We start from the raw sequence: 26,349 nt of genomic DNA, 5'->3' as shown, positions 1-26,349 counted from the left end.
AAGGCAAGGGAGAAGGGGACAACCATGACCATCACCGTGTACACGAAGCCCGCTTGTGTTCAGTGCAATGCCACCTACAAAGCGCTCGACAAGGTCGGTGTCGAGTACGACGTCATCGACATCTCGGAGAACCCCGAAGCCCGCGACTACGTGATGGCCCTGGGCTACCTGCAGGCCCCCGTCGTCGTCGCCGGTGACGAGCACTGGTCCGGCTTCCGCCCGGACCGCATCAAGGCCCTCGCCACCGTCGCGGCCTGACGACCGGCGGTCGCGGCTGACGGGGAAGTCAGCCGCGGGGCAGGTTCGCCCGATCGATCTGGGAAGGTGGCCGTAATGTCCACGGACACAGCCAATCTGGTCTACTTCTCGAGCGCCTCGGAGAACACGCACCGCTTCGTGGAGAAGTTGGGTATCCCAGCGCTCCGCATACCACTGCATACCGCCGACTCGCTTCGCGTCGACGAGCCCTACGTGCTGATCGTCCCCACCTACGGGGGTGGTCGGCACGTACTCGGTGGAGACCGTTCCGACAAGGAGTTCGTGCCGCGTCAGGTGGCCAAATTCCTCAACGATCCCCACAATCGGGCCCTGCTGCGCGGCGTCATCGCGGCCGGAAATACGAACTTCGGCGATACGTACTGCTTTGCGGGAGAAGTCATCTCGCGCAAGGCCGGGGTGCCCTACCTGTATCGCTTCGAACTCATGGGAACTGCCGAGGACGTCGAGCGCGTCCGAGAGGGATTGGGATTGTTTTGGCAACGACAACAGCACCGGTCGGAAAGACTGCCCGCGTAGAGCGTCCGGTCAGCGGGGACTCCAGCACCACCGAGGGCATGGACTACCACGCCCTCAACGCCATGCTGAACCTGTACGGCCCCAATGGCGAGATCCAGTTCGACAAGGATCGCGAGGCCGCGCACCAGTACTTCCTGCAGCACGTCAACCAGAACACCGTCTTCTTCCACAATCTCGACGAGAAGCTCGACTACCTCGTCAAGGAGAACTACTACGAGGAAGAGGTGCTGGACCAGTACAGCCGCGCCTTCGTCAAGCAGCTGTTCCAGCAGGCCTACGGCAAGAAGTTCCGGTTCCCCACCTTCCTCGGCGCGTTCAAGTACTACACGAGCTACACGCTCAAGACCTTCGACGGCAAGCGCTACCTGGAGCGCTTCGAGGATCGCGTGTGCATGGTGGCGCTGACCCTGGCCGCCGGTGACGAGAAGCTGGCCTCGGAGCTGGTCGAGGAGATCATGGACGGGCGCTTCCAGCCCGCCACCCCGACCTTCCTCAATTCGGGCAAGAAGCAGCGAGGCGAACCGGTCTCCTGCTTCCTGCTGCGCATCGAGGACAATATGGAGTCCATCGGGCGCTCCATCAACTCGGCGCTGCAGCTGTCCAAGCGCGGCGGCGGTGTGGCCTTGCTGCTCAGCAATATTCGCGAGGCCGGTGCGCCGATCAAGAAGATCGAGAACCAGTCCTCGGGCGTCATTCCGATCATGAAGCTGCTGGAGGACTCGTTCTCCTACGCCAACCAGCTGGGTGCGCGCCAGGGCGCGGGTGCGGTGTACCTGCACGCCCACCACCCGGACATCTACCGCTTCCTCGACACCAAGCGGGAGAACGCGGACGAGAAGATCCGCATCAAGACGCTCTCCCTGGGTGTGGTGATTCCGGACATCACCTTCGAGCTGGCGAAGAAGAACGAGGACATGTACCTGTTCTCGCCCTACGACGTGGAGCGCATCTACGGCGTGCCGTTCGCGGATATCAATGTCACCGAGAAGTACTACGAGATGGTCGACGACAAGCGGATTCGCAAGTCCAAGATCAAGGCTCGCGAGTTCTTCCAGACCATCGCCGAGCTGCAGTTCGAGTCCGGTTACCCGTACATCATGTACGAGGACACCGTGAACCGGTCCAACCCCATCAAGGGCAAGATCACCCACTCCAACCTGTGCTCGGAGATCCTCCAGGTCTCCACGCCCTCGGAGTTCAACGACGATCTGTCCTACTCCAAGGTGGGCAAGGACATCTCGTGCAATCTGGGTTCGCTCAATATCGCCAAGACCATGGACTCGCCGGATCTCGGCAAGACCGTGGAGACCGCGATCCGCGCGCTGACCGCGGTGTCGGACCAGACCCACATCTATTCGGTGCCCTCGATCGAGCAGGGCAACAACGAATCCCACGCCATCGGCCTGGGCCAGATGAACCTGCACGGCTACCTGGCGCGTGAGCACGTCTTCTACGGTTCCGAAGAGGGCGTCGACTTCACCAACATCTACTTCTACACCATCGCCTACCACGCGGTGCGGGCCTCGAATCTCATTGCCAAGGAACGCGGTTCGTACTTCGGCGGCTTCCCCGAGTCGAAGTACGCCTCCGGCGAGTACTTCGACAAGTACACCGAACAGCCCTGGGAGCCCAAGACCGAGCGCGTCCGCCAGATCTTCGCCGACGCGGGCGTGCACATTCCCACCCAGGACGATTGGCGCGAGCTGAAGGCGTCCGTCATGGAACACGGCATCTACAACCAGAACCTGCAAGCCGTTCCGCCGACGGGCTCCATCTCCTACATCAACCACTCGACCAGCTCGATCCACCCCATCGCCTCGAAGATCGAGATCCGCAAGGAAGGCAAGATCGGCCGCGTCTACTACCCGGCCCCCTACCTGACCAACGAGAACCTCGAGTACTTCGAAGACGCCTACGACATCGGCTACGAGAAGGTCATCGACACCTACGCCGCCGCCACCCAGCACGTCGACCAGGGCCTGTCGCTCACGCTGTTCTTCAAGGACAGCGCCACCACCCGCGACGTCAACAAGGCCCAGATCTACGCCTGGCGCAAGGGCATCAAGACCCTCTACTACATCCGCATCCGCCAAATGGCTCTGGAGGGCACCGAAGTGGAGGGCTGCGTGAGCTGCATGCTCTGACGGTCCGACTCGACGAAGGCGCTTCCGGTGCACACCGGGAGCGCCTTCGTCCTTGTCCGGGCACGCCGACCTGCGGAATCCAATGAGGCCGCTCGGCGTGGCAGCCTGACCCGAGCCGGTCGTGCTGACACCATCTCTGGCGTGACGGATGGGACGCGCCGAATTGGGATGCTGCTGTTCGACGGGGTGGAGGAGCTCGATTTCGCGGGGCCCTGGGAGGTGCTCGCCTTCTGGACCAAGAGCTGTCCGGAGGACGGGTGGGAGGTGTTCACCGTGTCGCGGTACGGGGAGACCGTCGAATGCGCCAAGGGGCTGAAGGTGGTTCCCGAGTACTCCCTCGAGGCCGCCCCCGATATGGATGTGCTGGTCTTCCCGGGCGGCAAGGGAACCCGGTGGATGCTGCGGGACGACGCGGTGCTGGCCTGTGTGCGACGGCTGCGCAAGAAGATCCCACTGATGACCAGCGTGTGCACGGGGTCGCTGGTGTACGCGGCGGCGGGGCTGTTGCACGGTCGGCCCGCCACGACGCACTGGCTGTCGCTGGATGTACTCGCGCAATTGGATTCGACCATCGACGTCCGTCCCGACGACCGGTTCGTCGACGACGGGGACATCATCACGTCCTCCGGCGTCTCGGCGGGGACCGATATGGCGCTGCATCTGGTGCAGCGGCTCGCGGGCAAGGAGCGGGCGCAGTGGGTGCGGCGGGGTATCCAGTACGACCCGGAGCCGCCGCCGGGCACCGAGTGGCCGGAGGGCGCGCAGTGGGAGATCGGCACGGTCGACCCGCGCAAATGAGGGCTAGGCTGATTTCTCGTGGACCCCCGCACCGCACCGCGTCGATTGCGCTCGCTACCGACCTGGTTGCTCAATACCTGTGCCGCCCAGGGTAATCGCATGGTCGGTGACCGCCTCGGCCATGCCGAGACCGCGCACCGCTACCACTTCTACCTCCTCGCCGCACTGGACGAATCCGGCCCCACGAGCCAGGCCGACCTGGGGCGGCGGATCGGGCTGGACCGCAGCGACGTCACCGCCGCCATGACCGAACTGGAACGCGGCGGCTTCGTGGAGCGGACGCCGGATCCGCGGGATCGACGCCGAAATCTGGTGCATCTCACCGCATTCGGCCGCCGTCACCTCGACACCTTGGACACGTTGGTGCGCACCGCGCAGGCGGAACTGCTGGCGCCGCTGTCGGGGGAGGAGCAGCGGCAGTTGATCAGGTTGCTGCGCACCGTGGTGGACCACCACGTCGGGCAGCCCTGAATCAGCTCAGATGGTCGGTCTCGTTGTAGCCGACCAGGCGCAGCGCCGACCCGTCGCGCTCCCAGCGGCTGATCGAACCATTGGCCAGCGGATCGCTCTCGATCTCCAGAATCTCGGCCTCGCTCGCATTGTCGAGGATGTAGCGGGTCATGAGGATCACCATGTCGTGGGTGAAAACCACGACGTGGCCCCGCAATTCGGGCAGCAGACCGCGCATGCGCAGCGCGACATCCGGCATGGACTCGCCGCCGGGCGGCCGGTAATAGAAGCGTCCCAGCCGCTTTCGCTCCCGATGCTCCACCGGGAAGCGATTGCGGACCCCGATGGCGGTGAGCCCCTGGAGCAATCCCTTCTCCCGGTCGCGCACGCGCTCATCGAAACGCGGTGCGGGCCAATCCAATTCGCTCAACGCCAGCTCGGCGGTGACGCGGGCGCGCAGATACGGCGAACACAGCACGCTGTCGGGCCGCGGCCGATCCGTCAGCCAACCGCCCACCGCCGCCGCCTGCGCCCGCCCCACGGGCGAGAGCGGAATATCGGCGTCTCTCGTACCCGCGGCGAACTCCTCGGCCCCCGAGCGCAGCGCCTGCGCCAGCGCCGCGTTCCCGGTGCTCTCGCCGTGGCGCACCATGGTCAGCGATTCCAACACCGGCCCACCCCACCACATTCGCGCGCCGAATGCGATCAAACACGCGCACCCGCGGTCATATCGGCGGGCGGCAGCCACAGCGTGGCAATGGTCCCGCCGCCCACCGCCGGTTCGATGGAGGCATTGCCGCCGTGCACCTGCGCCACCCACGCCACCAGCGCCAATCCGATGCCATTGCGCCCGCCCCGCCCCGCCGTGCCGCGATGGAACGGATTGGCGGACATGACCGGATCCACGCCCGGCCCGTGATCGCGAATGCTGACCCGCCCCTCGGCGATGTGCACCTCCACCGGCGCAGCCCGGTTCACCGCGCCGTGGGTCAGCGCGTTCTCCAACATGTTTCGCACCGCCAGGCTCAGCAGCTGCGGATCGCCGACCACCACCGACGGGTGCGCGCTCACCGTGATGCGCGCGTCCCCGGCCTCCTCGGCCACCGCCTCCACCAGCTGATCCAGCCGCAGCATGGTGCGCTCGGGTTCGGCGATGCCCGACTGCGCGCGCGCCCGCGCGAGCAGTCCGGTGACCAGTCGCGCCATCCGGTCGGCGAGCCGCCGCGCCTCGGTGAGTGTGTGCGCGACGTCCGTGGGTTCGGGCCGCGATTCGGTGAGCAGCTTCAGCGTGGTCAACGGGGTGCGCAGTTCGTGGGCGGCATCGCTGAGGAACTGTTCGTGCTCGTCGAGCAGGCGCAGCGCCTCGCGCAGACTGCGGCCCGAGAGCAGATACGCGGCAGCGGTCGCCAGCAGTACCAGGACCGTGCCGCCGATTGCCAACTGCCACACCAGCACTCGATGCGCGTCGGAGTACGGCGTGGGGGAGGCCCCGGCGATCATCACCAGCGCCAGGTCGGTGCCGTCCCAGTGCACCGCCGTCGCCGACACCCGCACCGGACGGCCGTTGACATCGACCCCGCCGCCCACATACGAGGCGTAGAGATCGTTCTCCGCCTCCACCCGCGACGCCAGTGCGGCGAGCTCGTCGTCGGCGGGCATGTACGAGCGCAGATGGGTATGGGACTGCTTCCACGCCTCACCCGGACGGCGGGTCATGATGACCACCGATTCGGCCCCGTTGAGCAGCGCGTCCTCGGTGACCGAGGACAGATCGAGCACATAGTCCTCGGTGAGCATCACCGCCCGCGCCAGGCCATTGGAGACATAGTCGACGCGCCGGTCCACATCATCGGCGCGGCCACGTGAATCCACCTGCGCCGCAACGAATCCCAGCACCAGCACCGCCGTCGCGGTAATCGCGGTGACCAGCGCCGTCATCAGCCACCGCGCCCGCCGCAGGCGCGCGACGGCGGGGGAGCGATGCGAATTCACGAGATCACGAACCCGGTGCCGCGCACGGTCTCGATGACCTGCGGATCACCCAGTTTGCGCCGCAACTTGGCCACCACCGCGTCCACCACATTCGAGGCGGGCTCGGCCATTTCGTCCCAACAGCATTCGATGAGATCGGTGCGCGTCACCACGCTGCCGCGCTTGGTGGCCATGAGTTCGAGCACCGCGAACTCCTTGGGCGTCAGCGACAGCATCACCCCGCCGCGCGCCACCCGCCGCCGCATGAGGTCGATCTCGATGTCGTACACCGTGATTCGCGAGGCGGTGGGCTGTTCGCGGCGGCGGCACAGCGCCCGCACCCGCATCACCAGCTCCGGCAGCGCGAACGGCTTGGTCAGATAATCGTCGGCGCCGTGCTCGAATCCGGCGATCCGATCGCGCAGCCCGTCGCGCGCGGTGAGCATGAGGGCGGGCACCAGCTGGCCCCGTCCGCGCGCCCCCGCCACCAGATCCAGTCCGTCCCCGTCGGGCAGTCCGCGATCCACCACCAGGCAGTCGTACCGATTGATCGCGATCTTGAAGTCGGCGTCGGCGATATCGTGCGCGAGGTCGACCGCGAACCCCGCCGACCGCAATCCGCCGGTGATCTCACGGCTGAGATGGTGGTCGTCCTCCAGAACCAATACACGCACGAAGGCAGAGCGTAAGTCATCTCGGACACCCGACCAATGGCGCGGAACCCCCGCTGACCGGGAATTGATCGGAAAATGATGTCCCCGTCGCGGCGTCGAACCGGTGGCCTACACCCTGTCACGAAAGCCTGCGGACGTCGAGGCCCGAAATGCCGCGCGCGCCCGTGCCGAAGCGCTGCCCAACCCGTGGCCCCGGCACCGCCCCGCCGCCCCCGCCGCTGCCCCTGGCCCGGCGTGCCGTCGCCCACACTCCGCGGTGAGTTAGGCGGACCTTCACCCCGACCTGTATCTTGGACAAAGATGCTTATCGTCATCTGCGTTCGCGAAATTGCTCGCCGTGGATGACGCCGCCCGCTGCTCGCGGGTGTCCACGACGGTGCATGGTGACGACGGAGGAGGTGGGTTGCATGCGCAGCGAACCCCCCAGTCGAAGGCCGCGCGGTGCCGTCCCCTCGTTCCGCCGATAGCGCAGTAGCGGTACTGCCACGGCCGGGGTCGGTGCCTCGCGGTGTGAAACCTGGTGTTTTCCTCCGTACATCCCTTGACTCGCCTGTCCGGCCGAGGTTCCGTCATGACGCAGACCGATCTGCACGTCGCCCCGTCGACGCTGCTGTCCGAAATCCCGACGATCACCGAGCGCGACGTCGTGCGCGCCGATAAGCGCGATATCGCGCCGTCCGACAAGCACACTCCGGCACCGCCGGAGAGCACCGGTGCGCCCCGTGATGTGTCGCTGCGCGATATCGTCGACTGCCACCACGTCGGCCCGACGCTGGAGTGGCTCGACGACCACGCCCCGCACGTCATCGCCGACGAACTCGCGCGGATGGACGCCGTCACCGCCGGAATGGCCTTCCGTCTGCTCGACAAGGACCGTGCCCTCGATGTCTTCGAGGAGCTGGAACCCGTTGACCAGCAACAGATTCTGTCCGGGCTGCGCGACGAGCGCTTCCGCGAGCTGGTCGAGGAGATGGATCCCGACGACCGCGCCCGCATGCTGCGCGAGGCCCCCGCCAAGGTCGCCAAGAAGGTGCTCGCCGGACTCAGCCCGCGCGAACGGCGCATGACCGCCGCGCTGCTGGGCTACCCGGAGGGGTCCGTCGGCTACTACATGACCCCGGAAGTCGTTGCGCTGCCGCGCAATCTGCCGGTCGCGCAGGCGCTGCAGTGGGTGCGCGCCAAGGGCGGCAATGCCGAGACCGTGTACACGCTGCCCGTGGTGGACGGTGGCCGTCGCCTCATCGGCATCGTGGAGCTGCGCGAGTTGGTGCTCAGCTCGCCCGAGGCCATGATCGCCGATCTGGTCGAGTCCGAGCCGGTGTCGGTGCGCGCCACCGATTCCGCGGAGAAGGCCGCGCGGCTCATGCAGGGCACCAACCTCATCAACCTGCCCGTGGTGGATAGCGAGGACCGACTGGTCGGCCTGCTCACCATCGACGACGCGGTGGAGGTCATCGAGGCCGCCGACTCCGAGGACATGGCCCGCCAGGCCGGTGCCACCCCCTGGGAAGGCCACTACATGGCGGCGGGCGTCTTCCAGCTCGCGCGCTACCGCGCCATGTGGCTGACCCTGCTGCTGGTGGCCGCCACCTTGACCGTGTCGGTGACCGACATGTTCGAGGCCACGCTGCAGCAGGCCGCGCATCTGGCGCTGTTCATTCCGCTGATCATCGGCGCGGGCGGCAATGCGGGGGCGCAGGCCGCCACCTCGTGTGTGCGCGCCCTGGCGGTCGGTGAGGTGCGGGTGTCGGACCTGTTCAAGGTGGTCTGGCGCGAATGTCGCGTCGGATTGCTGCTGGGCACCATGCTCGCCTTGGTGGGCGTGGTGATCGGCGGACTGTTCGTCGGCACGGAAATCGCTGTGGTGGTGGGGATTACGCTGGTGATCATCTGCGGCTGGGCGGCCACCATCGGCGGCACCATGCCGCTGCTGGCCAAGAAGCTGCGCATCGACCCGGCGGTCATCTCGGCCCCGATGGTGACCACGCTGGTCGACGCGACCGGGCTGATCATCTACTTCACCACCGCCAAGCTGGTGCTGGGCATCTGAGCGTCAGCACCCGATCGGCAAACCCGCGGTCGCCGATAGCCGCCCGAAGGGGTTGTGACAGAGTGCACCGCGGCGCGTCGGCGCTGCGCGGGGGTGTCTCCGCACACCTTTTCGCTGGCCGCTCGGGCTATCCCCAGGACACTGAACGACACAACACCTTGTGCTGTAAAACTTTGTCCGCCACAAGTAGTAGTGTCCAGGGCAAGTGAATCCGGTGAGCTGGGAAGGGTGAGTGAACGGGCGTGACCTCTGAGACGCATACGACGATGCGTGTAACCAAGGTGATCGATCGAGTGTCGGCGATCAACTGGAACCGCGTGCCCGACGAAAAGGATGCGGAGGTCTGGGACCGGCTGACGGGCAACTTCTGGTTGCCCGAGAAGGTACCCGTCTCCAATGACATTCCGTCGTGGAACACGCTGACCCCCAACGAGAAGCAGTTGACCATGCGGGTCTTCACCGGTCTGACGCTGCTCGACACGATTCAGGGCACGGTCGGCGCGGTGAGCCTCATTCCGGACGCGCTCACCCCGCACGAGGAGGCGGTGCTCACCAATATCGCCTTCATGGAGTCGGTGCACGCCAAGAGCTACAGCTCGATCTTCTCCACGCTGTGCTCCACCCGCGAGATCGACGACGCCTTCCGCTGGTCGGAGGAGAACCCCAATCTGCAGCGCAAGGCGCAGATCGTCATGGACTACTACCAGGGCGACGATCCGCTCAAGCGCAAGGTGGCCTCCACCCTGCTGGAGAGCTTCCTGTTCTACTCCGGGTTCTACCTGCCCATGTACTGGTCGTCGCGGGCCAAGCTCACCAACACCGCCGACCTGATCCGCCTCATCATTCGCGACGAGGCCGTGCACGGGTACTACATCGGCTACAAGTACCAGAAGGGTCTGGAGCTGGTCTCCGAGGCCGAGCGCGAGGAGCTCAAGTCCTACACCTTCGAGCTGCTGTTCGAGCTCTACGAGAACGAGGTCGAGTACACCCAGGACCTCTACGACGAGGTCGGCCTGACCGAGGACGTCAAGAAGTTCCTGCGCTACAACGCCAACAAGGCGCTCATGAACCTCGGCTACGAGGGTCTGTTCCCCAAGGACGAGTGCGATGTGAACCCGGCGATCCTGTCGGCGCTCTCGCCCAATGCCGATGAGAACCACGACTTCTTCTCGGGTTCGGGCTCCAGCTACGTCATCGGCAAGGCCGTGAACACCGAGGACGAGGACTGGGAGTTCTGATCACGAAATCTTCATGGTCGCTTTGGTGAAGTAGTCCCCGCAAGGCCGAAAAGGCTTTGGTACGAAAGGATTACGAACCATGAAGATCAAGTCTGTACTCGTGGGCGCGGCCCTGGCCGCCGGTGTCGTCGCCGGTTCCGGAGTGGCCAGCGCCTACGACCAGGTCTACGTCGGCAACTACGGCACGCTGGCGGGCTGCCAGGCCGAGGGCTCGAATATCGCCGCCCACCCGGACTGGACCGAGTACCGCTGCGACGAGATCGGCCCGGAGTCGTTCGATCTGTGGCTGGTCGCGCCGTAGTCGTCGGACTCACCAGACACGTTGGCCGGTAACCGTTTTCGGTTACCGGCCACAGTCGTTTCGGGGGCGGTTGTCAGTCGGTGACGTAGCCGTTCAGGGTATTGCGCAGATCGTCGAGCAGGGCGCGCGCCGCGATGACGCCGTCGCCGTGCCAGATGACATCGTCCACGGCGAACATGCGCTTGTCGCCGACCGCCTGGAGCTTCTTCCAATCATCGCCGCGCAGCACGGATTCCCCATGTTCGCGACCGTCGGGGCCGTCGAACATGACGTAGATGAGATCGCCCTCGACCTTGTCGCGATCGGCCTGGCTGGCCACATTCGCCAGATCGAAGGACGCGCCGCGCTGCGCGGCGGGGCGCTGCACGCCCGCGTCGCCGAGCACCTGCCCGGCGAAGCTGTTGCCGCCCTGCACCTGGATGTCGTCGGCCCCGAAGCGCACCACCGAGGCCTGAGTCAGGTTGGCCGCCACCGCGTTTCCGGCGTCGCGGGCGGCGGTGCGGTAGTCGGCCAGCACCTGGTCGGCGGCGCGCTCGCGGCCCAGCGCCTCGGCGATGCCGACGAACTGCGCCTGCCATCCGGCGTCGGCGGCGACGAGCACGGTGGGGGCGATACCCTTCAGCGCCTCGTAGCTCGCGCCGTCTCCCGCTCCGCCGATGATCACATCGGGATCCAACGCGGCGATCTTCGCCGGATCGGGTGCGCCGACCACGCCGATGCCGGGAATCTCCGAGATGCCGTAGCCCAGATAGGACGGCTGCGGCGTGGTCCCGCCGACGGTCGCCGCGCCGACCACGCGCTCCCACAGACCCAGGGCGCACACGGCGTCCAGCGCCGGAGTGGAGAGCACCACAATGCGTTTCGGATCGGCGGGCACCGTCACGTCCCCGGTGGTGCTCCGCACCGAACGGTCCGCGCCCGCACTCGAATCCGGTGCGCTGGGCAGCGCGCACGCCTTGTTCGTATCGCGTTCCAGCCCGACCACGCCCGCACCCGCGATATTGGTCGTGGTGCGCACGATCGCGCTCTCGGCATCGTCGACCGGCTTGCCGCAGCCTGCCAACAGACCGACCGGTAGCACCGCCGACGCGGCCAGCAGCGCGCCCCAGGTGCGCAAACGCCGCGCGGAACCAGGGGTGGCAGCGAAGTGGTTTCGGGTGGAAGCGGACTCGCGCACCGACATGCGGAGGAGAGTACATGCGTGTGACGGCCCACCCAATCTTCGACACCGCCGCTGGGGAAATACGACAGAGAGTAGGACCGGCCGCGACCGCTGCGGCAGCACGGTTTACGATTCTCGAAGCGCAAGCCACCCGTCGTTCCCGTGTGCGTGAAAACCGGACGCCGGAAGCAACCGCGACGAACGACCAGAAGGCACCTGTCAGGAGGTTCAGTGACTGCCGTAGAGCCACGCCCAGTCCGTGAAGTGGAAGCGGCTCGGCCATACCCACCCCGCGTGGGTCCGAAGGGTTCGTTCATCTACAAGATGGTCACCACGACGGACCCGAAGGTACTTGGCGTCATGTACCTGACGACCGCCATGTCCTTCTTCATGATCGGCGGCCTGATGGCCCTGCTCATGCGCACCGAGCTCGCTCAGCCGGGTATGCAGTTCCTGTCGCCGGAACAGTTCAACCAGCTGTTCACCATGCACGGCACCATCATGCTGCTGTTCTACGCGACCGCGATCGTGTTCGGCTTCGCCAACATCATCCTGCCGCTGCAGATCGGCGCGCCCGATGTCGCCTTCCCCCGTCTGAACGCCTTCAGCTACTGGCTGTACCTGTTCGGCGGCACCATGGCGACCGCGGGCTTCATCACCCCCGGCGGCGCGGCCGACTTCGGCTGGACCGCCTACACCCCGCTCTCGGACATCGTGCACTCGCCCGGCGTCGGCGCGGACCTGTGGATCCTGGGCCTCGCGGTCTCGGGTCTGGGTACCATCCTCGGCGGCGTCAACATGATCACCACGGTGGTCTGCCTGCGCTGCCCGGGTATGACCCTGTTCCGCATGCCGATCTTCACCTGGAACATCCTGGTGACCTCGGTGCTCGTACTGCTGGCCTTCCCGCTGCTCACCGCGGCGCTGTTCGGTCTGGCCTACGACCGCCACCTGGGCGGCCACATCTACGATCCGGCCTCCGGCGGTGTGCTGCTCTACCAGCACCTGTTCTGGTTCTTCGGCCACCCCGAGGTGTACATCATCGCGCTGCCGTTCTTCGGCATCGTGTCGGAGATCTACCCGGTCTTCAGCCGTAAGCCGATCTTCGGCTACACCACGCTGGTCTACGCGACGCTCGGTATCGCGGCCCTGTCCATCGCCGTGTGGGCGCACCACATGTACGCGACGGGCGCGGTGCTGCTGCCGTTCTTCTCGTTCATGACCTTCCTGATCGCGGTGCCCACCGGCGTGAAGTTCTTCAACTGGATCGGCACCATGTGGCGCGGCCAGCTGACCTTCGAATCGCCCATGCTGTGGTCGGTCGGCTTCCTGGTGACCTTCCTCTTCGGTGGTCTGTCCGGTGTCCTGCTGGCCTCGCCGCCGATGGACTTCCACGTGTCGGACACCTACTTCGTGGTCGCGCACTTCCACTACGTGCTCTTCGGCACCATCGTGTTCGCCACCTTCGCGGGTATCTACTTCTGGTTCCCCAAGATGACCGGCCGCATGATGGACGAGCGTCTGGGCAAGTGGCACTTCTGGGCGACGTTCGTGGGCTTCCACACCACGTTCCTGGTGCAGCACTGGCTGGGCAACGAAGGTATGCCGCGTCGCTACGCGGACTACCTGCCCAGTGACGGGTTCACCACGCTGAACACCATCTCCACCATCGGCGCCTTCATTCTGGGCGCGTCGATGCTGCCGTTCATCTGGAACGTCTTCAAGTCCTACCGCTACGGCGAGGTCGTGACGGTGGACGATCCGTGGGGCTACGGCAACTCGCTGGAGTGGGCGACCTCCTGCCCGCCGCCGCGGCACAACTTCTACGAGCTGCCGCGCGTGCGGTCGGAGCGTCCGGCCTTCGAGCTGCACTACCCGCACATGGTGGAGCGCATGCGCGCCGAGGCCCATGTGGGTTGGAGCGGCAAGCCGCAGGTGCACCACGTGAAGGAATCGGCGAAGGTCTAGTCGACCTCGCCACCAGTTCGGCCGGAATGCGGCGATCGTCCTCGGACGGTCGCCGCATTTCAGTTCGGCCGCGGAACGGTCGGTGGTCGGCGCGGCTGCCCCGCCGCGCACCTGACAGAATTAGCGAGCCTGCCCGCGTATGGGCGACGAGTGTCCCGAGGAACGGAGTTTTCGATTGAGCGCGTCTGACACGACGGTTCTGGTCACGGTCACCGGACCCGACAAGCCGGGCGTGACGTCGGTTCTGCTCGCCGCGCTGTCCAACAACTCCGTGAGCCTGCTGGATGTGGAGCAGGTCGTGATCCGCGGGCGGCTGACCCTGGGCGTGCTGGTGTCGTGTCCCAGCGATCCGGAGGCGCTGCAGGATCAGCTCGAGGACGCCATGGCCACCGTCGGCATGAATGTCGACGTGGAGATCGGCGTCAACGGACAGAACAGCTTCTCGGGCGCGAAGCTCTCCACCCACGCCGTGGTGGTGCTGGGCAGCCCGGTCACCGCGCGGGCGGTCAGTGCCATTTCGCGCAAGCTCGCCGAGCAGGGCGTCAATATCGACTCCATTCGCGGACTCGCCGACTACCCGGTGACGGGTCTGGAACTGCTCGTCACCGCGCCGTCCACCGAGGCCGTCACCGTGCCCATGGACGACACCCGTGCGCCGTCCGCGATCTCCGAAACCGATGTGAGCGTGGCGGAGACCCGCCTGCGCACCGGCCTGGCCGAGGTCGCGGTCAAGGAGGGCGTCGACGTCGCGGTGGAGCGCGCCGGTCTGGCGCGGCGTGCCAAGCGGCTCATCGTCTTCGACGTGGACTCCACCCTCATCCAGGGTGAGGTCATCGAGATGTTGGCCGCGCACGCCGGGGTCGAGGAGGAGGTCCGCAAGGTCACCGAGGCGGCCATGCGCGGCGAGATCGACTTCGCCGAATCGTTGCGGCAACGCGTGGCAACCCTGGCCGGATTGGACGCCTCCGTCATCGACGAGGTGGCCGAGCGCATCGAACTCACCCCGGGCGCGCGCACCACCATTCGGACTTTGCGCCGCATCGGTTTCCGCTGCGGCGTGGTCTCCGGCGGCTTCCGTCAGGTGATCGAGCCCCTGGCACGGGAATTGGAGCTCGATTTCGTCCAGGCCAACACCCTCGAGGTGGTCGACGGCAAACTCACCGGCCACGTGGTGGGGGAGATCGTGGACCGTCCCGCGAAGGCCGTCGCGCTGCGTCGGTTCGCGAGTGAGATGGGCGTGGCCATGGAGCAGACCGTCGCGGTCGGCGACGGTGCCAATGACATCGACATGTTGAACGCGGCGGGGCTGGGGATCGCCTTCCAGGCCAAGCCCGCCCTGCGCGAGGTGGCCGATACGGCGCTGTCGCACCCGTACCTGGACGCGGTGCTGTTCATCCTCGGCGTCACCCGCGAAGAGGTCGAGGCCGCCGACGCCCGCGACGGCATTCGCCGCCGCGTCCCGCTGGGCTGAGCCGAAGCCCGCGTCGCCCGGCGGGCATGTCCGTCCCGCCGAAACGTCCGCAGGGTGTGGTTCGCCGGTCTGCCGAGTATTCGCCGCTAGGCTCGACCGCACGGATCTCGACCTTTGTCGACAGGAGACTGCGGTGCGAAAACTCTGGCCTGTAGTGGTGCTCGGACTGGCCCTGACCGCCTGCGGCAACGACGACTCCGGGCACGAGGGGCATTCGACCACCGCCGCCGCGTCCAGCTCGACCGCGCCGACCTCCGGGTCCGCGACCACCGAGCCCGCGCCCGCGCCGTCGCCGGTGACGGTCGACGAATCCGCCAATGGCACGGAGCTGCAATTGGTTCCGGGACAGCGGCTGCTGGTGAAGCTGCCGTCCAACCCGTCGACCGGGTATTCCTGGGGGATTCAGCGGCTCGACGAGAGCATGCTGCTCCAGGACGGCGAGCCGAGCTACCAGCAGGACGACGGCCCGGCCATGCCCGGCAAGGGCGGTACGGACACCTGGGCATTCCGTGCCGTGCAGTCCGGCATCTCGACGCTCGAACTGGTCTACGCCCGGTCGTGGGAGGCCCCGTCGGAGGCCAACAAGACCTTCACCCTCACTGTCCGAGTGCGGTAGCCGCGAAAACCGTTAGCCGCGCGTCCATTACTGTCGAGTAGTGGTCGAATCGCTCGAATGTGACTCCGCTACCGGATTCGCCGGATTCCAGGCCCGGCACGCCGAACTCGCCCAGGGCTACGGCGGTGCCGGGGATCCGGACGATCCCGCACAGGTGCAGGCCATGCAGATGGTCCTGCACATTCCCAAGGCCGAGCCGCCGCGCCGCAGCGCGCTGCTCGCCGCGGCCGCCGCCTCCGCCGTCGCCCTGTGCCTCGACGAGCGGGTCGGTCCGGACGGCGAATGGTCCGAGCGATACCTGGCGTGGAAGCGCTCCCGCATTCGCAAGGTCGCCCGGCGGGCGCGCGGCGCGCACTGGCTGGCCGCGCAGGAGGTCGACGGCGTCACCGTCGAGATCGACGGCGCGCAGGCTCGCGCGCTGGTGCCCGGACCGGTCGGGTCGATCGATCCGCGCATCAAACGGCTGCAGATCGGCGGCACCGAATTGCCCCTCGACGAACCCATTGATTTCGTCCCCGAGTATCCGGTGTTATGGGTGAACTCCGAATTGGGTATGACAGTGGGTAAGGCTGCCGCTCAGGTCGGGCACGCGAGCATGCTGCTGGCCGGTGCGCTACCGGTCGAACGGGCATACGCCTGGGCCGAGAGTGGTTTCCGCTGCGGTGTCGCAGAGGCCGATTCCGGTCGCTGGGCGCGGTTGCGGCGACAGGTGGCCGAGGGCAGCGCGGTCGCGGTCCGCGATGCCGGGTTCACCGAGGTGGCCCCGGGATCGATGACGGTGATCGCGGTGCCGGGACGGTGACGGAAGGCGTTCGGGGGCTGGGACTTTGCGGAAGGGTCGCGACACGCGTGGCAATGTCCCAGCGATGAACCGAACGGTCTCCACACTGGCCCATGTGTGCTGTGGGTATCGACTTCCCCGGATACCTGGGCAAGGATCGGTGCACGAGTTTCCCCGGGAGGAAACACGGAGATGACGACTCTGCTGGTAATTCTTGTCGTATGGGTGCTGCTGTCGATTCCGGCGGCGCTGATTCTGGCACGCATGTTTCGCTCCGCGCGCGTCGATCCGCGCCGCCGAACGACCGATTCCGATCGCCCCGAGCTATGGGAATTCGACCTTCCCGCCGAGGAATTCGGCCGCGACCGTCGCCCCTCCGGACTGTGACACGGCTTCGTGATCGCACACCACGTTGACGCGCCTCGCGGGGTGTGAGACAAGATGGACCCCGTGCCGCAACCGGATCCCGATCTGCTCATCGACTTCAACGACGTCACCGTCCGACGTTCCGGTCACACCCTCGTCGGGCCGGTCACCTGGCAGGTGGAACTCGACGAACGCTGGGTGGTGCTCGGCCCCAACGGGGCCGGGAAGACCTCACTGCTTCGAATGGCCGCCGCCGAAATCCATCCCACCTCGGGCACGGCGAACCTGCTCGGCGAGACGCTGGGCCGGATCGACGTGAACGAGCTACGCCCGCGCATCGGACTCTCCTCCGCCGCGGTCGCCAGCCGCATACCGCGCGACGAGAAGGTGTCGGACCTGGTGGTCTCCGCCGGATACGCGGTCATGGGCCGCTGGCGGGAACGCTACGACGACATGGACACCGAGCGCGCCGTGGACGTGCTGGAAAGCCTCGGCGCGGAACACCTTTCCGACCGCGCGTACGGAACGCTCTCGGAGGGTGAGCGCAAACGCGTCCTCATCGCCCGCGCCCTCATGACCGACCCCGAACTCCTGCTGCTCGACGAACCCGCCGCCGGACTCGATCTGGGCGGCCGCGAGGAGCTCGTGGAACGCCTGGGCGATCTCGCCGCCGATCCCGACGCCCCCGCCACCGTGCTCGTCACCCACCACGTGGAGGAGATCCCGCCCGGCTTCACCCACGCCATGCTCCTCAACGAGGGCAGCGTGGTGTCCCAGGGTCTGCTCGAGGACGTGCTCACCGCCGAGAACCTGAGCAAGGCCTTCCACCAGGCGATCGCGCTCGATCGGGTGGACGACCGCTACTTCGCCCGTCGCGCACAGCGTTTCGGTCGGCACCGCAGCCGCTGAGCGTTCGCGCACAGCGTCGGTCGGCACCCAGCCGCTGAGCTGACGCTCGCCGCACCCCCTCGCCTGGCCGAGTAGCCGTGCCGCGTCGGACGGTCGCACCCGCCGTGACAGCCGTGCGCGGGTAGCCGCGCCCGAGATGTCGGATTCCATGAGATTCGACAAGCGCCGGTTTCGCTTGCGCGGATTCGGTTACGCCGCTGATGGATCGGTGCCATGCTCACCGGGTTCAGGGCGTTCGCCGTCTGCGTGCGGCGTGCTCCCGTTGCACCAGTAGCAGTGGACGGGCAAACTGTCCGCAACATAGCCGACATCGGACGAACCGGCTGATATCGGCGACCGCTGTGGTGCGGCCGCTCTGCGGCGAACACTCAGCGCGAAGCGGCGGCCAGGGTGGCGTCGCCGCGGACGGAGGGAGCAGCGATGCGTCGGACTCTCGTTTCGGTGGCGCTCGTCGCCATGGTGTTGGCCAGGGCCGCATGTGTGGCGGATCCACCACCGCCGCAGCAGGTTTCACCCTCCGGCGTGGGAATCGCCACCGCCACCCCGCCCTCCACCCTCAACGGCCGCACGGTACGTATCGCCTACGACGGCGGGAATGTCGAAACGCTCACCGTCGGCCCCGACGGCAAATCGGTGACCTACATCGTCGCCGATGTTCCCAGCACCGCACCGGCCGCGATCGAACCCCTGGAAACCGGCGTCTTCCTGGTGACCTGGACCCGCGACGGCACCGTGATCAGCCAGGTGCAGGACTTCCGCACCGGCGAGATGCGCGGCACCTGGTCACACCGGCCCGACCCGAACGCACCCCAAATCGTCGAAACCCGCTCGGGCTCCGTGCGTTTGACGCAGTGACCCGAGGGTCGTGGCCGTTATCCCGTTGGCACGTCCGTGGCGGGTTGCTACGGTGTCGGCGTGAATTCTCCCGAGGCATCCAGACGGTAGCCGCCCGGCCGGTGTGCTGGGCGGCGTTGTGAGCATGGCCGAGACGGTCGCCGGGCGACCGCCGATCGTGTTGTCTCGCAATGCCGGACGATGTCGATTCACGCGGTCGGGTCGCGCTGCGCCCGAGACCGCGCTCGTTCGGGTGCCGTCGTGGCGCCCTGTCTTCGGGAGTTCTTCATGCCCATTGTGGTATTCGTGCTGGCTGTCGCGGTCTTCGCGCAGGGCACCTCCGAGTTCATGGTGTCGGGGTTGTTGGAGCCGATAGCCGCCGACATCGGGATTTCGCTGGGTGCCGCCGGTTTGCTGACCTCGTTGTTCGCGGCGGGCATGGTGGTCGGGGCCCCGGTCATGGCCGTGGCGGCGGGCCGTCTGCCGCTGCGGTATTCGGCCGCGGGATTCTTGGCGCTGTTCGGCGTCGCGCATGTCGTCGGTGCCGTCGCCACCGGGTTTCCGCTCCTGCTCGCCACCCGCATTGTCGCGGCGGTCGCCAATGCCGGATTCCTGGCCATCGCCTTGGCCGCACTGCCGCGTCTGGTCGGTCCGTCGGCCGTCGGGCGAGCCACCTCCGTGGTGGTCTCCGGGGTGACGGTGGCCTGTATCGCGGGCGTACCCGCGGGCACGCTGCTGGGCCAGCTGTGGGGGTGGCGCTGCGCGTTCTGGGCGGTCGCGGTCGTGAGCGCCGCGCTGCTCGTCCCGGTCTTTGTGCTCGTCGGTCGGGCTGCCGACAACGCTGAACACGCTGGCGGACAGGCACTTTCGATGCGTGGCGAATGGGCCGTGGTGCGCCAGCGCCCGGTGCTCGTCGCGGTCGTCGCCGGAGTCCTCGTCAATGCCGCGACCTTCGCCGGTTTCACCTACCTGGGCACCATCACCGCCGCCGTCTCCAGTGACCGGTGGGCTCCGATCGCGCTGGCCCTGTTCGGCATCGGCTCCTTCGCCGGTGTGACCCTGACCGGACGCTACTGCGACCGTTACCGCGAGCGGATCATCACCGGCGGCACGATCGGACTCGTCGGCGTGTGGCTCCTGGCCGCGCTCACCGCGCACACCCTCATCGGCGTATTGGCCCTGGCGGCGGTGGTCGGCGCGGTCGCCTTCGGCGTCGGGTCGACGCTCATCGCGACCATCGTCCAGGCCGCCGCGCCGACGGCTCCCCGCATCGCCGGTGCCCTGGCCACCACCGCGTTCAATATCGGTGCCGTACTCGGTCCGGTCGCGGCCGGGCTCGTCGTCGACCGCGCCGGGCACGCCACCGCGGCGCTGTGGTGCGGTGTCGCGTTCACGGCCGCCGCGGTGGGTGCGGCGCTGGTGGGTCGCGCCGCCAGCCCGGCCGAGCCGGACATGGTCGAGGCCCGCTGACCGGACCGCCCTGTCGCCGTGACCGAGCAAACGTTAGGGTGCGAAATGTGAGCGAGACAGTTGCCGATTCCCAGTCCGCCGTGGTTCCGGTGAAGGATGCCTCCACGGTCATGCTGGTGCGCGATGGGGCGAACGGGCCGGAGATCTTCCTACAGCGCCGGGTGAACGCCATGGCGTTCGCGGCGGGGATGACCGTGTTCCCGGGCGGCGGCGTGGATCGCACCGACGCCGAGGTCGCGCTGGACTGGGCTGGCCCCGAACCCGCTTGGTGGGCCGGGCGTTTCGGCACCGACGCGCCCCGGGCGCAGGCGCTGGTGTGCGCGGCGGTGCGCGAGACCTTCGAGGAGTGCGGCGTGCTGCTCGCCGGGCCGACCGCCGAGACGGTCGTCTCCGACACCACCGTCTACGCCGAGGCGCGCGGGCAGTTGGAGCGCCGGGAACTGTCCTTCGCCGAATTCCTGACCCGCGAGCGGCTGGTGCTGCGCGCGGATCTGTTGCGGCCGTGGGCGAATTGGATCACCCCCGAGGTGGAGTCGCGCCGCTACGACACCCGCTTCTTCGTCGCGGTGCTCCCCGAGGGCCAGGTCGCCGACGACGCCACCTCCGAGGCCGAGGTCGTCACCTGGTCCACCCCCGCCGAGGCCGTCGAGCGCTGGAAATCCGGGCTCGACGTCCTGCTCCCGCCCACCTGGTCGCAATTGGTGGTGCTCGGCGAATTCGCCTCCACCGCCGAGATTCTCGCCGCCACCCCGACCATCGAGCCCATCATGCCGGTCTACGACCCCTCCGGCGGCGGCCCGACCCTGGCCTTCCCGAACGCCGACCGCTACTTCGCGGACCTGCCGGACGGTGCGCGGCTGCGCGGCTCCCAGCGGCCCTGAGCGTCGGGGTTACCCTGGGTTCGCTGACTGCATGGCGGACCCGGAGACACCCCCGACGGAAGGTGACCGATGACGCAGGTGAACGAGCCACTGCCCGCCATCCCGCTGGAGTCGTGGCGACCCACCAAGGAGACGCTGCACCGATTCGTGCAGATCGTCGGCAAGGTGGCGCTGGCCAAGGGGATTCGGCGCAACCACTGGTGGCATATGACCTACCGGACCACCGCGCGGGGGTGGACCACCGTGCCGCTCGGGACCGCGCGCACCGGGCCGGTCTTCACCTGCGCCTTCGACTTCTTCGACCACGATCTGCGCATCGAGACCGACAGCGGTGAGCGCGGGGTCGTTCCCCTCGTCGGCCAATCGGTGGCGAGTTTCTACACCGACACCATGGCGGCGCTGAAACAACTCGGCATCGACGTCACCCTCGCCCACCCGACGCCCTACGACCTGCCCGATCACGGCCGCCCCTTCGACGAGGACACCGAACACGCCGACTACGACCCGGCCAAGGCGCGGCACGCCTTCCACGTCTACAGCCAGGTCGGGCGAATCCTGGAGGAGTTCAGCGCGACCTTCTCCGGCAAAATCAGCCCGGTCCAGGTGTTCTGGCACACCTTCGATATCGCCGTGCAGCGGTTCTCCCCGCGCCATATCGATATGCCCGCGAGCGTGGATCCGGTGACGCGCGAGGCGTACTCGCGCGAGGACATCAGCGCCGGATTCTGGTTCGGCGACGACAAGGTGCCCGAGCCGACCTTCTACTCCTATATCGCGCCGGAGCCGGACGGATTGACCGATGTCGCGCCGAAACCGGACAAGGCGCGTTGGGTGCCCTCCGGCTCGGCGCACGCCGCGTACTACGCCTACGACGACGCCCGCGACACGCCCGACCCGGTGGGCTCCGCGCTCGAATTCTTCCAATTCGTCTACGGTCGTGGCTCCGAGCTCGCAGGTTGGGACACGCCGAAACTGGCGTGCTGGGGCGGCATCACCGATCCGGTCCTGCGCGAGCCCGGCCCGCCGCGCTGGACCGATTGATGGCGAGTCGGGCCGGTCGTCGGCCCGGCAGTACGCTTCACGGCTGTGGCCGAATTCGTAACCGTGGACCGGGATATGGCGGAGGGTATCGCCGTCCTCCGTATCGCACGCCCGCCGATGAATCTGATCGACCTCCAGGTGGCCCTGGAAGTAGCCGCGGCGGCCGAGGCGATCGCGGCGGACGCGTCGGTGCGGGCCGTGCTGGTCTACGGCGACGAGCGGGTCTTCTCGGCCGGTGACGACATGGCCGAACTGGCGCGCCTGACCGGCGAGCAGGCCGCGGCCATGGCCAAGGATCTCCAGTCGGCGCTGGGCTGCCTCGCCCGGATCCCACAGCCCACCGTGGCCGCCATCAGCGGCTACGCCCTGGGCGCGGGCCTCGAACTCGCCCTGGGCGCGGACCGCCGCATCATCGGCGACAACGTGAAACTCGGCCTGCCGCAGATCAAGGCGGGCCTGATCCCGCTGTCGGGCATTCGCCGCCTCAGCCTGCTCATCGGCCCGTCGCACGCCAAGGATCTCGTCTACAGCGGCCGCTTCGTGGACGCCGACGAAGCCGCGGCCCTCGGCCTGGTCGACGAGGTCGTCGCTCCCGACGATGTCTTCGACTCCGCACTGCGCTGGGCCCGGCGCTACACCGACGGCCCGGCGCGCGCATTCGCCGCCGCCAAGCGCGTTTTCGAGGCCGGTACGCACGGCCACGATCGGGCCCGCACCGAGTGGTCCGAACTGTTCGGCACCGAAGATCAGCAGGTTGGAACACGTTCCTATTTGGCGGACGGTCCGGGAACGGCGCGATTCACCGGTCGTTGACCGGGCCGATCTGCGGGCGTATCCGGTGATTCATTAGGCTGCCCTCCATGACTGCTCGTCCTGACGACCCAGCGCCGAACCCGCACGCCACCGAGGCCCAGGTCCAGGCCGCGCTGACCGACAACAAGCTCGCGCAGGTCCTCTACCACGACTGGGAAGCCGAGACCTACGACGACAAGTGGTCCATCTCCTACGACGAGCGCTGCATCGAGTACGCGCGCGGCCGTTTCGACGCCGTGGTCCCGGATGCGCCGCTGCCGTACGACCGCGCGCTCGAACTCGGTTGCGGCACCGGCTTCTTCCTGCTGAACCTCATGCAGTCCGGTATCGCCAAGTCCGGTTCGGTGACCGACCTGTCCCCGGGCATGGTCAAGGTCGCCACCCGCAACGGCAAGAACCTGGGCCTGGACGTGGACGGCCGGGTCGCCGACGCCGAGACCATTCCCTACGAGGACGACACCTTCGATCTGGTGGTGGGACACGCTGTGCTGCACCACATTCCGGATGTGGAGCTGGCGCTGAAGGAGTGCCTGCGGGTGCTCAAGCCGGGCGGGCGCTTCGTCTTCGCGGGTGAGCCGACCACGGTGGGCAATTTCTACGCCCGCAAGCTGGGGCAGATCACCTGGAAGGTCACCACGGAGATCACCAAGCTGCCGTTCCTGAAGGATTGGCGTCGCCCGCAGGAGGAGCTGGACGAGTCCTCCCGCGCCGCCGCCCTCGAGGCCGTCGTCGACCTGCACACCTTCGACCCCTCCGATCTCGAGGACACCGCCCGCCGTGCGGGCGCGGTCGACGTGCTGGCCAAGACCGAGGAGTTCGCCGCCGCCCTGTGGGGTTGGCCGGTGCGCACCTTCGAGGCCGCGGTGCCCGATGCCAAGCTGACCGTCGGCTACCGCATGGCGCAGTACCGCGCCTGGCTGGGCCTGAGCAAGCTGGACGAGAAGGTGCTGCGCCACGTGGTGCCCAGGCAGTTCTTCTACAACGTCATGATCACCGGCGTGAAGCCCGACGCTGCCGCCAAGTAGCCGGTGGGCTACGGCTTTTCGCGCGAGGACATCGCGTATCTCGGGAGTGCGGCCGGTGCGGCCGCACTCGCCGAGACCGACGAGCTGGCCTTGACCCCGGCGTCGTTGCTGCGTGATCTGGAGCGGTCGCGACGCGCCTTCGGGGATCGCGCGAGCGCGCTGGTGGAGACCGTGCGCCTGCGCCGCCGCGCCGATGCGAAACTGGCCGACGCGGGGGAGTGGCTGTTCACCGACGACGCGTTGCAGCAGGCGACGCCCTCGTTGGTGGCGCGACAGCGCGCCCAGCGTCTGGCCGGGCGCACCGTCCACGACGTGACCTGCTCCATCGGCGCGGAACTCGTGGAGCTGTCCCGGGTCTGCCCGGCGGTCATCGGCAGTGATCTCGATCAGGTGCGGCTGGATATCGCCGCCCACAACCTGCGCCGCGCCGCATCTCGAAATGTCTTGCTCGCCAAGGCCGATGCGCTCGTCCCATGCAGTACGGCCGAGGTCGTGATCGCCGATCCGGCGCGCCGGGCGGACGGCCGCCGCACCCACGATCCCGCCAAACTGCAACCGCCGCTGCCCGATCTGCTGGCCGCCTACGCGGGTCGCGATCTGGCCGTGAAGTGCGCTCCCGGACTGGATTTCGACCGCCTCGACTGGGCGGGCGAGGTCGAGGTGGTCTCCTTGGACGGCGCTGTCCGCGAAGCCTGCCTCTGGTCCCCGGGCCTCACCGCGCCCGATGTCACCCGCCGCGCCACCGTCCTGTCCTCCTCGGGCCCCGCCTGGGCCATCACCGACGCCGATCCCGACGACATCCCTGAGCGGGCCCCCGGCGAGTGGATCATCGACCCCGACGGAGCCGTCGTCCGCGCCGGTCTCGTTCGCCACTACGCCGCGAAACATGGTCTGTGGCAACTGGATCCGCGCATCGCCTACCTCACCGGCGACACCGTCCCCCCGGGCACCCGAGGCTTCCGCATCCTGCACCAGATGCCGTTCAAGGAGAAACCCCTCCGCGCCGAACTGCACCGCCGCGACTGCGGCCCCCTCGAAATCCTCACCCGCGGAGTGGATATCGACCCCGACACGCTGCGCGCCCGGCTCAAACCCAAAGGCTCACAACCCCACACGCTGGTCATCACCCGCATCGGCCGTACTCCGACCGTCTTCGTCTGCGCGACCCCCTGAGCGATCGCGGGGAAGTACGAAGGTCGCTACGAGCGCTGCGGTGAACAGCAGCCCCGCCGCGATGGCGAAACCGAAGGCGTAACCGCCCGTCAGCGCTTCCGGGGTGGTGGCCGTGCCGATTCGTCCGGCCGCCAGGGTGGCGAGCGCGGCGAGTCCGATGGCGCCGCCGAGTTGTCTTGCGCTGTTGAGCAATCCGGAGGCCATACCGGCATCGCGCACCGGTACGCCGATGGTGGCGGCCGAGGCCACCGGTGCCAGGCACAGTCCCAGTCCGATACTGGTGACCAGTGACGGGCCGAGCACATCGGCGACGAAACCGCCGTCCGGGCTGATGAGCGCGAACCAGCCCAAACCGGCCGCCGCCACCACTGCGCCCGGAATCAACAGTGTGCGCGGCGAATACGTGGTGCCGAACCGGGTCGCGACCACGGTGCCGCCGATGACGCCGAGGGTGAAGGGAATGAACGCGAGCCCGGTGGCCGCCGCGCTCATGCCGAGTGCCTGCTGCATGTACAGCGAGGCGAAGTAGAAGGCCGCGAATTGCCCTGCGGCGGCGAACAACACGAACAGATCCGCGCCCGCGATCCAACGGCTGCGCAGCAATGTGAGCCGCACCAGCGGCGCATCCGCGTACCTGGCCTCCACCGCCACGAACGCACTAAGCAGCAGTGCCGCCACCGCGAGGGTGCTCCAGGTGACCCCCGATCCCCAGCCCTGTCGGTCGGTGTTCACCACGCCGAAGGTCAGCAGCCCCAGCCCGCCGGTCGCCAGCGTCGCGCCCACGACATCGAGCCGATCCCGCACCGCGCCACGGGTATCCGCCGGAATCCCCAGCGCCGCACAGCCGAGCACCACCGCGATGGTCGGCAGATTCACCAGCATCACCCACCGCCAGTCGGCGTACTCGGTGAGCACGCCACCGGCGAGCACCCCCAGCGCCCCGCCCGCCGCGTTGGCCGCACTCCATACCCCGAAGGCCCGCACCCTCGGTCGCCCTGCCGGAAAGAGCACGCTCAACATGGCCAGCGTCGCCGGGGCCACCGCCGCCGCGGCCACGCCCTGCGCCGCGCGCGCCGCCACCAATTGCCAAGACTCCTGCGCCACTCCGCCCGCCAGCGAGGCGAGACCGAAGGCGAGCAATCCGCCGACGAACACCCGCCGTCGCCCGAACAGGTCGCCGACACGACCACCCAGGAGCAGGAACCCGCCGAACGTCAGCGCGTAGATGTGCACGACCCAGGCCAGATCCACCGCCGCGAATCCGAGCGCCGTCCGAATTTCGGGCAGCGCCACATTCACCACGGCGGTATCCAGCGCGATCATGAACTGCGCCATGGCAATCGCCCCCAGCGCGGGGGCGCGCGAATTGTTTGTATACATGTACACAAAGTAAGGCACGACTCTTCGCCTGTCGAGAC

General features: G+C 67.7%; 26 protein-coding genes. 21 read left to right on the top strand and 5 right to left on the bottom strand.

Annotation, left to right across the window (positions count from 1 at the left end; translation table 11 throughout):
• Nucleotides 1-24 precede the first annotated feature (24 nt).
• The 5 genes from ACIBH2_RS10850 to ACIBH2_RS10830 all read left to right on the top strand — a co-directional run bounded on the left by ACIBH2_RS10850 (nt 25) and on the right by ACIBH2_RS10830 (nt 4,208).
• Nucleotides 25-258 carry a redoxin NrdH gene (locus ACIBH2_RS10850; protein WP_397115732.1) on the top strand — a complete coding sequence of 78 codons (234 nt, stop codon included), beginning with the start codon at nt 25-27 and terminating at the stop codon, nt 256-258.
• 75 nt (nt 259-333) lie between these two features.
• Nucleotides 334-795 carry a class Ib ribonucleoside-diphosphate reductase assembly flavoprotein NrdI gene (gene nrdI / locus ACIBH2_RS10845; protein WP_397115730.1) on the top strand — a complete coding sequence of 154 codons (462 nt, stop codon included), beginning with the start codon at nt 334-336 and terminating at the stop codon, nt 793-795.
• Between the two features lie 38 nt (nt 796-833).
• The gene (gene nrdE, locus ACIBH2_RS10840; RefSeq protein ID WP_397115728.1) at nt 834-2,939 is read left to right on the top strand and encodes a class 1b ribonucleoside-diphosphate reductase subunit alpha; all 2,106 of its coding nucleotides are present in this window, start codon (nt 834-836) and stop codon (nt 2,937-2,939) included.
• A 141-nt stretch (nt 2,940-3,080) separates the two neighbouring features.
• Nucleotides 3,081-3,737, top strand: coding sequence for a DJ-1/PfpI family protein (locus ACIBH2_RS10835; RefSeq protein ID WP_397115726.1), 657 nt, complete (start codon nt 3,081-3,083; stop codon nt 3,735-3,737).
• Between the two features lie 18 nt (nt 3,738-3,755).
• Nucleotides 3,756-4,208, top strand: coding sequence for a MarR family winged helix-turn-helix transcriptional regulator (locus ACIBH2_RS10830; RefSeq protein ID WP_397115724.1), 453 nt, complete (start codon nt 3,756-3,758; stop codon nt 4,206-4,208).
• Nucleotide 4,209: 1 nt separating this feature from the next.
• Here the strand turns inward: ACIBH2_RS10830 and ACIBH2_RS10825 are convergent, their stop codons facing one another.
• From ACIBH2_RS10825 to ACIBH2_RS10815, 3 genes are read right to left on the bottom strand one after another with little or no spacing between them, the layout of a single operon-like run.
• On the bottom strand, nt 4,210-4,857 hold the full coding sequence (locus ACIBH2_RS10825; protein WP_397115722.1) for a histidine phosphatase family protein: 648 nt from the start codon (nt 4,855-4,857) through the stop codon (nt 4,210-4,212).
• Between the two features lie 35 nt (nt 4,858-4,892).
• Nucleotides 4,893-6,179, bottom strand: coding sequence for a sensor histidine kinase (locus ACIBH2_RS10820; protein ID WP_397115720.1), 1,287 nt, complete (start codon nt 6,177-6,179; stop codon nt 4,893-4,895).
• A complete protein-coding gene (locus ACIBH2_RS10815) occupies nt 6,176-6,832 on the bottom strand; it encodes a response regulator transcription factor (RefSeq protein WP_397115718.1) in 657 nt (218 codons plus the stop codon). The genes ACIBH2_RS10820 and ACIBH2_RS10815 overlap by 4 nt, the downstream gene beginning before the upstream one ends.
• 571 nt (nt 6,833-7,403) lie before the next feature.
• Between ACIBH2_RS10815 and mgtE the strand changes: the two genes are divergently transcribed.
• The 3 genes from mgtE to ACIBH2_RS10800 all read left to right on the top strand — a co-directional run bounded on the left by mgtE (nt 7,404) and on the right by ACIBH2_RS10800 (nt 10,421).
• A complete protein-coding gene (mgtE, locus tag ACIBH2_RS10810; protein WP_397115716.1) occupies nt 7,404-8,882 on the top strand; it encodes a magnesium transporter in 1,479 nt (492 codons plus the stop codon).
• A gap of 266 nt (nt 8,883-9,148) precedes the next feature.
• The gene (nrdF, locus tag ACIBH2_RS10805; RefSeq protein WP_397115714.1) at nt 9,149-10,120 is read left to right on the top strand and encodes a class 1b ribonucleoside-diphosphate reductase subunit beta; all 972 of its coding nucleotides are present in this window, start codon (nt 9,149-9,151) and stop codon (nt 10,118-10,120) included.
• Nucleotides 10,121-10,199: 79 nt separating this feature from the next.
• Nucleotides 10,200-10,421, top strand: a complete 222-nt coding sequence (locus ACIBH2_RS10800; RefSeq protein ID WP_397115712.1) for a hypothetical protein — start codon at nt 10,200-10,202, stop codon at nt 10,419-10,421.
• Nucleotides 10,422-10,494: 73 nt separating this feature from the next.
• Here the strand turns inward: ACIBH2_RS10800 and ACIBH2_RS10795 are convergent, their stop codons facing one another.
• Nucleotides 10,495-11,604, bottom strand: a complete 1,110-nt coding sequence (locus tag ACIBH2_RS10795) for an iron-siderophore ABC transporter substrate-binding protein (protein WP_397115710.1) — start codon at nt 11,602-11,604, stop codon at nt 10,495-10,497.
• Nucleotides 11,605-11,814: 210 nt separating this feature from the next.
• Here ACIBH2_RS10795 and ctaD point away from each other — a divergent pair, with 210 nt between their 5' ends.
• The 13 genes from ctaD to ACIBH2_RS10730 all read left to right on the top strand — a co-directional run bounded on the left by ctaD (nt 11,815) and on the right by ACIBH2_RS10730 (nt 24,931).
• Nucleotides 11,815-13,551 (top strand): cytochrome c oxidase subunit I, encoded by a 1,737-nt coding sequence (ctaD, locus tag ACIBH2_RS10790; RefSeq protein ID WP_397115708.1) that lies wholly within the window; start codon nt 11,815-11,817, stop codon nt 13,549-13,551.
• Between the two features lie 175 nt (nt 13,552-13,726).
• Nucleotides 13,727-15,022: a phosphoserine phosphatase SerB gene (gene serB, locus ACIBH2_RS10785; RefSeq protein ID WP_397115706.1), complete on the top strand. Its 1,296-nt coding sequence runs from the start codon at nt 13,727-13,729 to the stop codon at nt 15,020-15,022.
• A 133-nt stretch (nt 15,023-15,155) separates the two neighbouring features.
• Entirely contained in the window at nt 15,156-15,638 is a 483-nt protein-coding gene (locus ACIBH2_RS10780; RefSeq protein ID WP_397115704.1) for a protease inhibitor I42 family protein, read from the top strand.
• A gap of 40 nt (nt 15,639-15,678) precedes the next feature.
• The gene (locus ACIBH2_RS10775; RefSeq protein WP_397115702.1) at nt 15,679-16,440 is read left to right on the top strand and encodes a peptidyl-tRNA hydrolase; all 762 of its coding nucleotides are present in this window, start codon (nt 15,679-15,681) and stop codon (nt 16,438-16,440) included.
• 171 nt (nt 16,441-16,611) lie between these two features.
• Nucleotides 16,612-16,806: a hypothetical protein gene (locus ACIBH2_RS10770; protein ID WP_397115700.1), complete on the top strand. Its 195-nt coding sequence runs from the start codon at nt 16,612-16,614 to the stop codon at nt 16,804-16,806.
• A gap of 54 nt (nt 16,807-16,860) precedes the next feature.
• A complete protein-coding gene (locus ACIBH2_RS10765) occupies nt 16,861-17,694 on the top strand; it encodes an ABC transporter ATP-binding protein (RefSeq protein WP_397115698.1) in 834 nt (277 codons plus the stop codon).
• 420 nt (nt 17,695-18,114) lie between these two features.
• Nucleotides 18,115-18,549 (top strand): MoaF-related domain-containing protein, encoded by a 435-nt coding sequence (locus tag ACIBH2_RS10760; protein ID WP_397115696.1) that lies wholly within the window; start codon nt 18,115-18,117, stop codon nt 18,547-18,549.
• Between the two features lie 267 nt (nt 18,550-18,816).
• Nucleotides 18,817-19,998 (top strand): Cmx/CmrA family chloramphenicol efflux MFS transporter, encoded by a 1,182-nt coding sequence (locus tag ACIBH2_RS10755; protein WP_397115694.1) that lies wholly within the window; start codon nt 18,817-18,819, stop codon nt 19,996-19,998.
• 110 nt (nt 19,999-20,108) lie between these two features.
• Nucleotides 20,109-20,879 (top strand): NUDIX hydrolase, encoded by a 771-nt coding sequence (locus tag ACIBH2_RS10750; protein WP_397116964.1) that lies wholly within the window; start codon nt 20,109-20,111, stop codon nt 20,877-20,879.
• Nucleotides 20,880-20,948: 69 nt separating this feature from the next.
• The gene (locus ACIBH2_RS10745) at nt 20,949-21,920 is read left to right on the top strand and encodes a DUF5996 family protein (protein ID WP_397115692.1); all 972 of its coding nucleotides are present in this window, start codon (nt 20,949-20,951) and stop codon (nt 21,918-21,920) included.
• Nucleotides 21,921-21,965: 45 nt separating this feature from the next.
• Nucleotides 21,966-22,733, top strand: coding sequence for an enoyl-CoA hydratase-related protein (locus tag ACIBH2_RS10740; protein WP_397115690.1), 768 nt, complete (start codon nt 21,966-21,968; stop codon nt 22,731-22,733).
• Between the two features lie 47 nt (nt 22,734-22,780).
• Complete coding sequence (locus ACIBH2_RS10735) at nt 22,781-23,758, top strand: class I SAM-dependent methyltransferase (RefSeq protein ID WP_397115688.1); 978 nt, start codon at nt 22,781-22,783, stop codon at nt 23,756-23,758.
• 3 nt (nt 23,759-23,761) lie between these two features.
• Nucleotides 23,762-24,931, top strand: coding sequence for a class I SAM-dependent methyltransferase (locus ACIBH2_RS10730; protein WP_397115686.1), 1,170 nt, complete (start codon nt 23,762-23,764; stop codon nt 24,929-24,931).
• Here ACIBH2_RS10730 and ACIBH2_RS10725 read toward each other — a convergent pair.
• Nucleotides 24,860-26,311 (bottom strand): MFS transporter, encoded by a 1,452-nt coding sequence (locus ACIBH2_RS10725; protein WP_397115684.1) that lies wholly within the window; start codon nt 26,309-26,311, stop codon nt 24,860-24,862. The two genes, ACIBH2_RS10730 and ACIBH2_RS10725, sit on opposite strands and share 72 nt — an antisense overlap.
• Nucleotides 26,312-26,349 lie beyond the last annotated feature (38 nt).

The organism is Nocardia sp. NPDC050406, from assembly GCF_044459025.1.
Lineage (GTDB): Bacteria > Actinomycetota > Actinomycetes > Mycobacteriales > Mycobacteriaceae > Nocardia.
The sequence above is the reverse complement of the archived record's forward strand: the minus strand, read 5'-3'. Positions and strand labels throughout refer to the sequence as shown.

What these genes read in the sequence shown, in the direction of transcription:
- ACIBH2_RS10850 (WP_397115732.1), top strand. Translation starts at nt 25, where the DNA reads ATGACCATCACCGTGTACACGAAGCCCGCTTGTGTTCAGTGCAATGCC.
- nrdI (WP_397115730.1), top strand. Translation starts at nt 334, where the DNA reads ATGTCCACGGACACAGCCAATCTGGTCTACTTCTCGAGCGCCTCGGAG.
- nrdE (WP_397115728.1), top strand. Translation starts at nt 834, where the DNA reads ATGGACTACCACGCCCTCAACGCCATGCTGAACCTGTACGGCCCCAAT.
- mgtE (WP_397115716.1), top strand. Translation starts at nt 7,404, where the DNA reads ATGACGCAGACCGATCTGCACGTCGCCCCGTCGACGCTGCTGTCCGAA.
- nrdF (WP_397115714.1), top strand. Translation starts at nt 9,149, where the DNA reads ATGCGTGTAACCAAGGTGATCGATCGAGTGTCGGCGATCAACTGGAAC.
- ACIBH2_RS10800 (WP_397115712.1), top strand. Translation starts at nt 10,200, where the DNA reads ATGAAGATCAAGTCTGTACTCGTGGGCGCGGCCCTGGCCGCCGGTGTC.
- ACIBH2_RS10795 (WP_397115710.1), bottom strand. Translation starts at nt 11,604, where the DNA reads ATGTCGGTGCGCGAGTCCGCTTCCACCCGAAACCACTTCGCTGCCACC.
- ACIBH2_RS10770 (WP_397115700.1), top strand. Translation starts at nt 16,612, where the DNA reads ATGACGACTCTGCTGGTAATTCTTGTCGTATGGGTGCTGCTGTCGATT.
- ACIBH2_RS10765 (WP_397115698.1), top strand. Translation starts at nt 16,861, where the DNA reads ATGGACCCCGTGCCGCAACCGGATCCCGATCTGCTCATCGACTTCAAC.
- ACIBH2_RS10760 (WP_397115696.1), top strand. Translation starts at nt 18,115, where the DNA reads ATGCGTCGGACTCTCGTTTCGGTGGCGCTCGTCGCCATGGTGTTGGCC.
- ACIBH2_RS10755 (WP_397115694.1), top strand. Translation starts at nt 18,817, where the DNA reads ATGCCCATTGTGGTATTCGTGCTGGCTGTCGCGGTCTTCGCGCAGGGC.
- ACIBH2_RS10750 (WP_397116964.1), top strand. Translation starts at nt 20,109, where the DNA reads ATGCTGGTGCGCGATGGGGCGAACGGGCCGGAGATCTTCCTACAGCGC.
- ACIBH2_RS10745 (WP_397115692.1), top strand. Translation starts at nt 20,949, where the DNA reads ATGACGCAGGTGAACGAGCCACTGCCCGCCATCCCGCTGGAGTCGTGG.
- ACIBH2_RS10735 (WP_397115688.1), top strand. Translation starts at nt 22,781, where the DNA reads ATGACTGCTCGTCCTGACGACCCAGCGCCGAACCCGCACGCCACCGAG.
- ACIBH2_RS10725 (WP_397115684.1), bottom strand. Translation starts at nt 26,311, where the DNA reads ATGTATACAAACAATTCGCGCGCCCCCGCGCTGGGGGCGATTGCCATG.